Genomic DNA, 9,967 nt, shown 5'->3' on the forward strand with positions numbered 1-9,967 from the left:
GGTAAGCACTCTAAAAATACACCGCGGGATGGAGCAGTAGGTAGCTCGTCGGGCTCATAACCCGAAGGTCATCGGTTCGAGTCCGGTTCCCGCTACTAAGCAAGTGCTTTCGGTAAGCACTCTAAAAATACACCGCGGGATGGAGCAGTAGGTAGCTCGTCGGGCTCATAACCCGAAGGTCATCGGTTCGAGTCCGGTTCCCGCTACTAAACGAAAGAGAAGCAATACTATTGCTTCTCTTTTTTGTTTACTATCAGTCATTGCGAATAAAGTGAAGCAAGCAAGCCGCTGATGAAGGTATATGGCATGCGTTAGCTTAGAAAGAATCAATGAAGTTGATTCCATCTTGGCTCCCTTAAAAATTTAACATCAGTTATTGAATCTTTGCGTTTAACTAATATAAACATTCCTTCCACTTTTTATAAGCTTCCCTCATACAATGTCCACAAGGACGGAACTTATTTTCAAGTGCTTCTTTTTCATCCATGAAGAACACTCTGTTTTCCTTTTTCATTCTTTTTCCTGATCTGCAGCTCAATAATCCGTAGATCTTCAATTTTTTATTTCCTCCAAAGACAGTTTCTTTGCTGTGAATTTTACGCCTTAGATTTTCACTTGATATTTGAGAATGGTGGATCATTGTAATTTGGAGTTTACGTTTGTTGTTACATAACTAACTTGTTGCATCATGGAAAATTATTCCCAAAGCATATCGGTTTCCTTCTTTTACCTCACTTACTCCATGTTTCATATTCACCCTGTAATATCCTTTCGTACCTTTTTCAGGCTTAAATTGAGTGGTAAAAATAAGGACATCCCCTTTTTTAGGCTTTAAAACAATGGCCTTTGATTGTGCCCTGGGAATCTGTTGGGTAAGAACAAATTCACCTCCTGTAAAATCCTGATCAGGTTCACTGAGCATTACTACCATTTGGATAGGAAAGTATACATCACCATACAAATCCTGGTGCAAAGTATTAAAACCACCTTCCGCATATTTTAAAATTAAGACAGTAGCTTTTTGTTGTCCGTTAAGATGACATTGCTGTAAAAACACCTGATGATCCAATGGAAATTGAGTTTCAATATGTAAAGCGTTGAACCATGAATTGGCTATAGAAGCCAAATGCGGATACATATTGGTTCGTATGGTCTGAATGATTTCAGGAAGCGGATAATTAAAATATTTATATTCTCCCAATCCAAAACGATGTCTGGCCATGACAACTGTTTTTCGGTAAAGAGCGGAATGATCATAGTTGAATTTTAGTTGTTCACATTCATTATCTGATAACAGATTAGGAATTACAGCATATCCATTTTTATGCATTGTTTCCGTAAGTTGCTGCCAATCCGTATTTTCTATTTTTTGGATAATATTTTTCATTGTCTTGATTTAATACTGCAAAATTCTGAAGTTGTTCATCATAATAAAATCCGAAACATGCGGTATTTATTCTTTAAGAATAGAGATTACAAATGTTGGACTATCTGTATAATCCTAATCTGGATCGTAGAAATAGTCCTGCTTAAGGCTATTTTTGTTCTGTTAATTAAAATACATAACTATGAATTACAGTATTAAGAAGGCAAGCCTTGAGGATCTTGATGAAACGGCAGAATTATTCAACCTTTACCGTGTTTTTTACAGACAGGAACCGGATATTGAAAAAGGAAAGGCTTTTCTCAAAGAACGGTTTTTAAACAGTGAATCGGATATTTTTCTTGCCTTGGCTGATGGCAAAGCAGTGGGCTTTGTACAGCTTTACAAGCTCTTTCATTATACCAAATTACAAAAGCAGTGGCTGTTGAGTGATTTATTTGTTCATCCTGATTACAGAGGAAAAGGACTTTCTGTAGCATTAATTGACCGTAGCAAACAGTGGTGTGAAGAAACCGGAGCATGCGGACTGATGCTGGAAACAGAAAAAACGAACGATATCGGAAATACATTGTATCCGCGTTGTGGTTTTGAATATGATGGACTTCATAATTACTACCATTGGTGGAAATAAAAGTAATAAAGGATTTTTAAGTTGGAAGCTGGAAGTATAAAGTAATATGCTTTCAGCTTTTTTCTTGAAAAGTAGTATTAGTTCTACAATTCTTGACGTTTAATTCTACAGGGATTTTCAGCTTGCAGAAGGGTATAGTTCTATTTTTGTAAAGCTCTTACAGATCATGGGTAGGACAGTTGATCTGTAGAGTGTATGCAAAAAAATCTCCGCCTAATTTTCTACTTTTTCCCCAAGGGTTTTATGATTAGTACCACAAAACTGCTTTTTCCGGCGGAGATTTTTTGCTTTTAAATAAAAAGAGAACCGCTATTGCAGTTCTCTTTTTTATGTTTTAATATGATTTAAATATTATTGTGCCAGTTGAGTGTAAGGAGTAAGCTTGTTGTCATCAGACATAGTCTGTCCCAAAAAGTCTCTTTTCTGATCAGCTTTCATTCTGCCTGCAGCCTCATAGGCATTCAGGTAAGCTTCACCTAGCTTTGTAGCAATATCAGCAGGCTTAAATTCGAATTTTGTATCTCCTTCAACACCCAGATAACCGTTCTTTCTGGTAAGGTTGGTAATATAATTGTTGTAGTTAATCATTGTACCTCTGAACATGTTGTTATGGTATTCCATACATTTCTTAGCTTTTTTGGAAGAATTGTTAAGGATACAGTTTTTCATATTGTTTCTGTATAAATACCATTCAGATTCTAAAATGCCGTATTGCTTACCTACCGCTATTTTTCCGTTATTCACAATATTGTTATCCCCTTCCTTGGTAGAAATCGTCTGAAGATGCTGAATCACCAATGGAACGGTAGCTTCTATTTTTGATTTCGTATCTTTTAATATGCTAAGATCGGCAGCAGGAGAACCCTTCTTTTGTGCTGTAGTAACATTGAAAATGAGCAGTAATAGTACAATCAATAAATTATATCTTTTCATGAGAAATTTTTAAAGCACTAAAATAAATATAATTTCCCGGTTAAAACAAATACATTTTAATATTTATTTAATAAATTTTAACAAATTTATAATGTATATGAATCATTGTTGTAAAAATGACGTCTTCAGGGTCTTTATTGACATGATTTTTGTAATTTGAAAATGTTAATAAAACTCAATGTATCTGTCTGATTTGCTTTTCGTTGTGGAATCTTATTCTATTCTTTGGCAATTATGCTTTAAGAATAATAGTAAGGGATGAGGACATATGAATAAAAAACACTGCTATGATAACAATAGCAGTGTTTTTTTAGGATTATTTATTTAAAATAATGGGTGATTTTATCACTTTCAGGAACTACTTTAGAATCAAAATATTCCAGTAATTTTCCTTCCGGGCTGATCAGAAACTTGTTAAAATTCCAGCTTATTTTTGCATCCATTACACCATTTTGAGATTTGTGGGTAAGGTAATCAAATACCGGAGTGATTTTTGCCCCTTTTACATCCACTGAAGTGGTAAGAGGAAAGGTTACTCCGTAATTCTTTTCGCAAAAAGATTTGATTTCCACATTGTCATGAAACTCCTGGTCTGCAAAATTATCAGATGGGAAGCCTACGACAACCAATTTGTCACCATAATCTTTGTAAAGCTGTTCCAATCCTTTGTATTGAGGCGTATATCCACATTTGGACGCAGTGTTTACGATAAGGATGTATTTTCCTTTGTAATCCGAGAAATCAATTTTTCCGCCGTCTATGGATTCAATCTTAAAGTCATAAATTGATTTTGCAGGTTTCGGACCTGTAGAATCGTCTGATTTAATAAATGATGAAAGGCTTATGATTCCTATAAGCACCATTCCGATAAAAAGTATTTTTTTCATTTGAAAAAGATTTTACTATTAATTTATATATTGAATTACTGATGAGTCTTCCTACAATTTTGACTTTTAGTGGTTAATCTCTTGCCAAAATCATTCTTCGGAAATATCAGAATATCAAATTTACGGCAATAAATCCTTTTGCAATATTATTTTTTAGTTTTTGATCCTTGTCAAGGTTCATAACATTGACAAGGATTTTTCCGATTGATTAAAGCCCAAGAATAATTTGACGTTTTTAGTGTAAAATAAACACCCAATAATTCCATTTATTAAAAATTTAATAAATTTTAACTATTTTTATTTTGTTGATTTTCAGGTAATTATATTTTTGAATACTTTATCACTAAAAAATAGTTGTTTGATTCAATTTTATTTCTACATTTGTATAACTAATTTGTTAGTGATATAAAATGAAATGATTGTATCACACTATAATTAATAAATGAACAGGATATGAAAATTCAGACTCTAACCAAAGCAGAAGAGCAGGTAATGCAGTATTTATGGAAATTAGAAAAAGGCTTCCTAAAGGATGTGCTTGATCTTTTTCCGGAACCTAAACCGCATACCAATACTGTTTCTACTATTTTAAAAGTATTGAAGGATAAAGAATTTGTAGATTATCATGTATATGGAAGACAGCATGAGTATTTTCCTTTGGTTTCAAAAGAACAATATTCCGGGAAAACCATGAAGAGCCTTGTAAAAAACTATTTTAAAGGTTCTTATAAAAGTGCCGTTTCATTTCTGGTAGAAAAAAATGAAATGACAGTTGAAGATCTTGAGATGCTATTAGATGAACTCAAAAAGAAAGACTAAGCCCTATGGAAGCACTACTTTTATACTTTGGAAAAACTATTTTATGCTCAGGTGTAACGTTTTTGTACTACCAGTTGTCTTTAAAAGACAAGACATTCCATCATTATAACAGATTTTATCTGTTGGCAGCAATTGTAATATCACTGTTATTGCCACTCATCAGAGTAGACGATTTTACGATAGAGGTAAATAATGATATGTATATGCTTCTTGACAAGATTCAGAATTTTAACACACAAAAAACATAGACAATGGTAACCTTTATTTTAACATTATTTTTTCAGCTCTGGGACTGGTTTCTATCTATTTTTTAGGGAAGCTGTTGTATGGGATTTTCAAAATCCAGCAGTTTAAAAACCAATTTCAGAAAGAAAGTTTTGACGGTATCAATTTTTACCGTACAGACCTCGCCGAAGCTCCATTTTCCTACTTTAAAAACCTGTTCTGGAAGAATACAATCACCCTGCATTCTGATATCGGAAAACAGATTTTAAAGCATGAAATGGTACATATTGAACAAAAACACTCATTTGATAAGATCTTTATCGAGATTATTACCTCTGTTTTCTGGTTCAATCCCTTCTTTCATCTCATTAAAAGAGAAATTAATTTAATCCACGAATATCTGGCTGATAAAAAAGCCGTAAAACAATCGGACACCAAAGCATTTGCGCAGATGCTTTTAGCAAGCCACTTTTCCGGAACACAGTTGCCTGTTACCAGTCCGTTTCTAAGTTCAAACCTTAAAAAAAGACTTAAAATGTTACAAAAACCTAAAACCAAATTCGGATATGCGCGAAGAATTTTTGCATTGCCGGTGGTATTTTCAATAGCTTTTGCTTATCTGGTAAATGCTAAAAACAGAGAAATTGAAGCAACAAATCTTTCTATAAAAAAAGTAGTTTCAGAAATCAAAAAAGATACGATAAGACCTGGAAAATCTGGTCAGGAACAAATTGCAGAACTGAAAACCGTATCGCCTGAAGACCATACAAAAATTGCAGGTCTTGAAAAGAAGATAAAAGAAAAAGAGAAAGAGCTGAAAGGTTTGGATCCTGAAAGTGATCTGTTCAGTGATAAAATAGAAGAAATAAGCAATCTGGCATCAGAAATAGGAGAAATTGCTTCAAAAGTTGAAGTTGATCAGTATTTTAATTCTACAGAATGGAAAAATCAGATGAAGGAGCTCGAGAATATGGAACCTCTTAGTAAAAAAGATCTCCGTAAAATAGAAAGAGCTGCAAAAAAAGCGGAAAGAGAGGCTGAAAGAATAGGAAAACTGCAAGTTCCTGTACCGCCTAAAGCACCAAAAGAACCGAGAGAACCAAAAATAACTTATTTCAAAACCAATAAAATTGTTAATTATAAAGATTTAAGCGCTAAAGAAAAAGAAGAAATAAGTAAGGCAATGGCTGAAGCTAAAAAAGCAATGGTCGAAGCCACCAAAGCCCGAATGGAAGGCGACAGAGCCAGAGCTGAAGGAGAAAGAATAAGAGTAGAGGGCGAAAGAATAAGGATTGACGGAGATAAAATCCGAAGAGATGTTGAAAAAGCCCGAGCAGAAGCCGAAAAAAGATCCGCCAGCTTCAGAGACGGTACCTTTATTAAAGTGAGTAGCGGTTCACCTGGTGTTGTTGTAATGAATGCAGATTTTATCAAAAAAGATAGCGACGGAAACATCGCAATGAATGGGGTAAAGAAGTTTACAATATCAGGTACTGATGACGTAAAATATAAATATTATATTGACGGAAGAGAGGTTTCTCAGGATGATGTGAACTCATTAGATGCAAAGAATATCTCGAGAGTTAATGTCAATACTCAGAAGACAGGAAGTCTTAAGCAGGGGGAAGTAAGAGTCGAGACAAAGAAATAAAGTTTCATCAGGCTTTGTTAGTTTCAAATTAGCAAAGCCTTTTTAATACTATTTAAATAAATACATTAATTATGAAAAAAATATATTGGCTTTTACTGGCGTTTTTAAGTGTGACCATACATGCACAAGTCAACAGATTTTTCTATGACTATAAATACATCTCTGATTCTACTAATAAAGCAGATGTGAAAAGTGATGTTATGTTTCTGGACATTGATAAAAACGGATCTAAATATTACAGTCATGAAAAATTTGTTGCTGATTCAACAATAAAAGCAGACATTGCTAAGCAGATGAAAGGAGGATTCGGAGGAAGTATTAATATCAAAAAAATATAAAACCGGGGGCAATTTCCTCAACCGTTACAAAAAAGTATCCGGATTACAGTATTTCATTTTCAGAAAACATTGGGAATACTAGCTATAAAATGCCGGAAGATCAAAAACCTGAATGGAAAATTCTTCCTGAAAAACAGAAAATCGGAGAGTATAATACCCAGAAAGCAACTACCAATTATGGAGGAAGAAGTTGGATAGCATGGTTTTCTACAGATATTCCTTTTCAGGATGGACCATATAAATTTTATGGACTACCGGGACTCATTGTTAAGATTGAGGATAAAACTGGCTCTCATATTATGACTCTGATCGGAAATAAGAAAACAGAAGCTGCATCACAGGAAGATCTTCAGATACCTGGTCTTACTACCATAGGTCTAGGAGGTAAAGAAATAGAGATCAGCAAAAAACAGTTTAAAAAAGCCTGGAAAGATTATCTGCTGGATCCTACAAAAGATATGAAGCAGACCATGAGCACGCTTCCGGCAGGAGCTGTAGTGCAAATGAAAAATCAGGATGGAAAAAGCATTGACATGAATGAAGTGTACAGGAATATTGAAAAAAGAGCAAAAGAAGATCAATTAAAAAATAACAATAAAATAGAACCGGATTTGTTCAAGTAAAATTATATATTTTCTAATATCAACGGGATGGCAAGAGTGTCATCCTGTTTTGTTTTTTTAGAGAATACAAATCTTGGATACAGAGATTAATGATAAATGTCAACTAAGTTTATCAAAACGGATTTCTTATCTTTCAATAAGCAATAAGCAATAAGCAATAAGCAATAAGCAATAAGCAATAAGCAATAAGCAATAAGTAACAATAATCGACGTTATATCACATGACAGAAAAGGAAAAATGTGCAGCCGGACTTTTATACAATGCCAATTATGACAAAGAACTGATTCAGGAGCGGATACAATGTAAAGATCTGTGTCAGGAATATAACGGATTGAACAACTCTGATACAGAAAACAGATACAAACTTCTTCAAAGGATTATTGGCAATATACAAGAAAATATCTGTATAGAACCGAATTTCTGGTGTGATTACGGATATAATATAAAAGTAGGAGAGAACTTCTATGCTAATCATAACCTTGTTATTTTAGATTGTGCCAAAGTAGAGTTTGGTGATAACGTGTTTATCGGCCCAAACTGCAGTTTTTATACAGCAGGCCATCCGCTTGATGCAGAACAAAGAAATGAAGGCTTAGAATATGCACACCCAATCAAAGTAGGTAATAATGTATGGCTGGGAGGAAATGTAGTGGTACTTCCGGGTGTTTCCATTGGAAACAACTCTGTGATTGGAGCAGGAAGTGTGGTAACGAAAGATATTCCTGATTATGTAGTGGCTGTAGGCAACCCATGTAAGGTTGTAAAAAATATTACAAAAGAAAACTAAAAACTATAATAAACTAACCATGAAAAAAGTAATCATCTTATTCAGCCTGATAATGGCTGTAATGGCTAATGCCCAGAATCAAAGATTTATCTACGAGTACAAGTTTATCACAGTCTACTGCCAGAGATAAACAGGAAACAGAAACCATGTATCTCGAAATTACCTCCAAAGGATCCAAATTTTACAGCAAAGACTACTTTCAGTCAGACTCCACAATGCAGGCCATTACGGAGAAAGATACCCAAAGCTTAAATATTAATCTGGGAAGTTTTAAGTTTAAAGGGAGAATACGCTATAATATTGAAAAAATGTATCCGGATTATTCTACCAATTTCTTTACAACCCTTGGTTCTGACGAATACCAGGTTCAGGAAAACAGAAAACAAAACTGGAAAACTCTTCCGGAAAAAGAAAAAATAATATTCTTGAAATAGATCTGATAAAATAAATCTGAAAATGATAAGAAAGCGGTCTCAAAATAGATATACTCTAACCTTTGAGACCGCTTTTATTGTAAAATATGATTCCATAGCTCTCTGTGAAATTTTATCATATTGCTGTATCTATTCGGGTTTTCACCCATTCTGATAATGATGAGATTTTTACTGGGAACAATATCAAGGATTTGCCCGTTTTTACCCAATGCACAGAACATATCTTTAGGAGCGTCAGGAACCAATGATTGATTGAAAGACTGCTCAAATCCCGGAACTCTTATGCTGCTTTTCCCATTAAGCCACCACAAATAGCCATAAGAAGGATTAACTTCCTGAGAGGTATCTGTCATTTGCTGAAAATAACTGTCGTATTGATAATAGACTTTATTATTTAATTTTCCTTTATTTAAAACAAGCTTTCCGAATTGCAAAAAACTCTTTGCCGTACTGGAAAATACAAGACCGTTTTCATAAGGAATCCATTTCCCGGAAATACCGGAACCTGAAAGCTTTTCAGAAGTATACTGATCAATACTTTTATGACTTGCTTTTTCGATTACTTTTGCCAGCTGAGAATAGGCTGAGGTGTCATAATACCAGAAGTTTCCTGCCGGATTTTTCATAGCAAAACAGTTTCCATAATTGCAGGTTTGATCCTGAGAATAGTCAAGTCCGGAAGTCATGGTCAGAAGAGTTTTAATGGTAATTTTATCTTCAGAATTTTTATCCATTCCTGTCCATTTTCCCAAATATTTTGATACTGGATCGTTGATGTTTAATAACTTCTCCTGTTGGGCAATTCCGATAAGAACAGCCGTAAGAGATTTCCCTGCAGAAGCCCAATACCAATTGGAATTGGCATCGAAAGGCTCTTTATCTATAATTTTTGTTCCAAAATATTGTTCATTAATGATTTTTCCATCCTGAAAGATGATAAAAGCACGGCTCTTATTTTCAAGATTAAACTGATTAAGCTGCTCCAGTTTTTCTTTTGAAAAAGTTATGTTTTGAGAGAACCCGAAAACAAAAGAAAATAATGTCAATAGAAGAATACTCTTTTTCATGGCTCTTTTTGTTTTTGATTCGGATACCGGTCATTAGTTAAATCTGAAAACAATTCCGGATGGTACCCAATAAGAAATCCCGAAACATTTGGACTGCCCCCAAAAAGTTAGACGCTTTTTAGGGGCATTTTTTATGTATAGAAAAGAAAAATTTAGCATTGCTTTCAAATTAGAATGCATTGAACTT

General features: G+C 34.2%; 13 protein-coding genes and 2 tRNA genes. 10 read left to right on the forward strand and 5 right to left on the reverse strand.

Annotation, left to right across the window (positions count from 1 at the left end):
* The first annotated feature begins 22 nt into the window (after positions 1-22).
* Together BOQ62_RS12275 and BOQ62_RS12280 are read left to right on the forward strand one after the other, a co-directional pair.
* A tRNA-Met gene (locus BOQ62_RS12275) sits at positions 23-95 on the forward strand.
* Positions 96-133: 38 nt separating this feature from the next.
* Positions 134-206, forward strand: a tRNA-Met gene (locus tag BOQ62_RS12280).
* A gap of 188 nt (positions 207-394) precedes the next feature.
* Here BOQ62_RS12280 and BOQ62_RS12285 read toward each other — a convergent pair.
* Positions 395-640, reverse strand: coding sequence for an Ada metal-binding domain-containing protein (locus BOQ62_RS12285; RefSeq protein WP_129039870.1), 246 nt, complete (start codon positions 638-640; stop codon positions 395-397).
* A gap of 33 nt (positions 641-673) precedes the next feature.
* Positions 674-1,387 carry a 2OG-Fe(II) oxygenase gene (locus BOQ62_RS12290; protein ID WP_129039871.1) on the reverse strand — a complete coding sequence of 238 codons (714 nt, stop codon included), beginning with the start codon at positions 1,385-1,387 and terminating at the stop codon, positions 674-676.
* Positions 1,388-1,568: 181 nt separating this feature from the next.
* On the opposite strand from BOQ62_RS12290, the gene BOQ62_RS12295 reads away from it, so the two are divergent.
* Positions 1,569-2,015, forward strand: a complete 447-nt coding sequence (locus BOQ62_RS12295; protein WP_129039873.1) for a GNAT family N-acetyltransferase — start codon at positions 1,569-1,571, stop codon at positions 2,013-2,015.
* A gap of 351 nt (positions 2,016-2,366) precedes the next feature.
* On the opposite strand, the gene BOQ62_RS12300 is transcribed toward BOQ62_RS12295, so the two are convergent.
* On the reverse strand, positions 2,367-2,948 hold the full coding sequence (locus BOQ62_RS12300; RefSeq protein WP_129039875.1) for a hypothetical protein: 582 nt from the start codon (positions 2,946-2,948) through the stop codon (positions 2,367-2,369).
* Positions 2,949-3,268: 320 nt separating this feature from the next.
* Positions 3,269-3,835, reverse strand: coding sequence for a glutathione peroxidase (locus BOQ62_RS12305; RefSeq protein WP_129039876.1), 567 nt, complete (start codon positions 3,833-3,835; stop codon positions 3,269-3,271).
* Positions 3,836-4,288: 453 nt separating this feature from the next.
* Here BOQ62_RS12305 and BOQ62_RS12310 point away from each other — a divergent pair, with 453 nt between their 5' ends.
* From BOQ62_RS12310 to BOQ62_RS12330, 7 genes are all read left to right on the forward strand, one after another.
* The gene (locus BOQ62_RS12310) at positions 4,289-4,654 is read left to right on the forward strand and encodes a BlaI/MecI/CopY family transcriptional regulator (protein ID WP_034695620.1); all 366 of its coding nucleotides are present in this window, start codon (positions 4,289-4,291) and stop codon (positions 4,652-4,654) included.
* Positions 4,655-4,659: 5 nt separating this feature from the next.
* On the forward strand, positions 4,660-4,902 hold the full coding sequence (locus tag BOQ62_RS23250; RefSeq protein ID WP_228414031.1) for a hypothetical protein: 243 nt from the start codon (positions 4,660-4,662) through the stop codon (positions 4,900-4,902).
* Between the two features lie 74 nt (positions 4,903-4,976).
* Positions 4,977-6,530: a M56 family metallopeptidase gene (locus BOQ62_RS12315; protein ID WP_228414033.1), complete on the forward strand. Its 1,554-nt coding sequence runs from the start codon at positions 4,977-4,979 to the stop codon at positions 6,528-6,530.
* Between the two features lie 71 nt (positions 6,531-6,601).
* Positions 6,602-6,868: a hypothetical protein gene (locus BOQ62_RS23255; protein WP_228414035.1), complete on the forward strand. Its 267-nt coding sequence runs from the start codon at positions 6,602-6,604 to the stop codon at positions 6,866-6,868.
* A gap of 68 nt (positions 6,869-6,936) precedes the next feature.
* On the forward strand, positions 6,937-7,491 hold the full coding sequence (locus BOQ62_RS12320) for a GLPGLI family protein (RefSeq protein ID WP_262708333.1): 555 nt from the start codon (positions 6,937-6,939) through the stop codon (positions 7,489-7,491).
* Between the two features lie 221 nt (positions 7,492-7,712).
* Positions 7,713-8,279 carry a sugar O-acetyltransferase gene (locus BOQ62_RS12325; protein ID WP_129039878.1) on the forward strand — a complete coding sequence of 189 codons (567 nt, stop codon included), beginning with the start codon at positions 7,713-7,715 and terminating at the stop codon, positions 8,277-8,279.
* A 68-nt stretch (positions 8,280-8,347) separates the two neighbouring features.
* The gene (locus tag BOQ62_RS12330; RefSeq protein WP_129039880.1) at positions 8,348-8,713 is read left to right on the forward strand and encodes a hypothetical protein; all 366 of its coding nucleotides are present in this window, start codon (positions 8,348-8,350) and stop codon (positions 8,711-8,713) included.
* Positions 8,714-8,787: 74 nt separating this feature from the next.
* Here the strand turns inward: BOQ62_RS12330 and BOQ62_RS12335 are convergent, their stop codons facing one another.
* Positions 8,788-9,780 carry a serine hydrolase domain-containing protein gene (locus BOQ62_RS12335; protein ID WP_129039881.1) on the reverse strand — a complete coding sequence of 331 codons (993 nt, stop codon included), beginning with the start codon at positions 9,778-9,780 and terminating at the stop codon, positions 8,788-8,790.
* Positions 9,781-9,967: the final 187 nt, after the last annotated feature.

It is taken from the genome of Chryseobacterium sp. CH21, from assembly GCF_004119445.1.
In the GTDB taxonomy this organism is placed as follows: Bacteria; Bacteroidota; Bacteroidia; order Flavobacteriales; family Weeksellaceae; genus Chryseobacterium.